This is a genomic window from Candidatus Propionivibrio aalborgensis (assembly GCF_900089945.1).
GTDB classification, from domain to species: Bacteria; Pseudomonadota; Gammaproteobacteria; order Burkholderiales; family Rhodocyclaceae; genus Propionivibrio; species Propionivibrio aalborgensis.
Genome location: NZ_FLQY01000300.1, coordinates 1 through 1,398, shown reverse-complemented (window position 1 = coordinate 1,398; position 1,398 = coordinate 1). Strand labels below are relative to the sequence as shown.

The following is a 1,398-nucleotide window of genomic DNA, read 5'->3' as shown; positions in this document are numbered from 1 at the left end:
ACCGATGGATAAGCCTGAGGTGCCGCCCGAGAAGCGTCCGTCGGTGAGTAGTGCGCAGGCCTTGCCCAGGCCCTTGGACTTGAGATATGAGGTCGGATAAAGCATCTCCTGCATGCCGGGGCCGCCTTTCGGGCCTTCATATCGAATAACCACGACCTCGCCGGCAACGATCTGGTCCGCGAGAATGGCTTGCACCGCGGCATCCTGGCTTTCAAAAACCCGCGCCTTGCCGCTGAATGTCCAGATGCTTTCATCAACACCGGCTGTTTTTACGATACAACCATCCAGCGCGATGTTGCCGAAGAGCACCGCCAGGCCACCCTCTTTCGAGTAGGCGTTGGACTTGTCGCGAATACAGCCTCGCGTCCGGTCAAGATCGAGTTCCGGGTAACGACGATTCTGCGAGAACGCTGTCTGGGTCGGAACTCCGCCGGGTGAAGCGCGAAAGTATTCGTAAACCTTGAGGTCGCGAGAATGATGCATGACGTCCCAGTGCATGATGGCTTCATCCAGCGTCCTGCTGTGTACAGTCGGCACACCGAGGTGCAGCAGCCCGGACCGTTTGAGTTCGCCGAGGATGCCGTAGATGCCACCGGCGCGATGCACATCCTCGATGTGATACTTGTCTGTCATTGGAGCCACTTTGCACAGGCAAGGTACCTTGCGCGAGATCCGGTCAATGTCCTGCATCGTGAAAGCGATGCCGGCTTCCTGTGCCGCTGCCAGCAGATGCAGAACGGTGTTGGTTGAGCCACCCATCGTGACGTCGAGCGTCATGGCGTTCTCGAAAGCTTCAAAGGAGCCGATTGATCGCGGCAGCACGGACGCATCGTCCTGCTCGTAGTAGCGGCGGCAGAGTTCGACGATCTGGTGTCCGGCCTTGACGAAAAGCCCCTTGCGATCGGCGTGGGTGGCCACCAGCGTTCCATTGCCCGGCAATGACAAGCCGAGCGCTTCCGTGAGGCAGTTCATTGAGTTGGCGGTAAACATGCCGGAGCAGGAACCGCAGGTCGGGCACGCCGAGCGTTCGATCTCCTCAAGATCGGCGTCCGAAATCGTGCTGTCTACCGCTTTGACCATCGCGTCGACCAGATCGATGCTTATCGTCTTGCCGCCCAGCTTGACCTTGCCGGCCTCCATCGGGCCGCCTGAAACGAAGATGGCCGGGATGTTCACTCGCATGGCCGCCATCAGCATGCCCGGAGTGATCTTGTCGCAGTTCGAGATACAGACCATGGCGTCGGCGCAATGCCCATTGACCATGTATTCGACAGAGTCGGCGATCAAATCGCGCGAAGGCAGCGAGTACAGCATGCCGTCGTGCCCCATGGCGATGCCGTCGTCGATGGCGATGGTGTTGAATTCCTTGGCAATACCACCGGCCGCTTCAATCTCACG

1 protein-coding gene is annotated in these 1,398 nt (G+C 59.2%); it reads right to left on the bottom strand.

What is annotated here, in order from left to right:
* A partial coding sequence (gene ilvD, locus PROAA_RS13345; RefSeq protein WP_186411814.1) for a dihydroxy-acid dehydratase occupies positions 1-1,398 on the bottom strand: 1,398 nt, incomplete at both ends.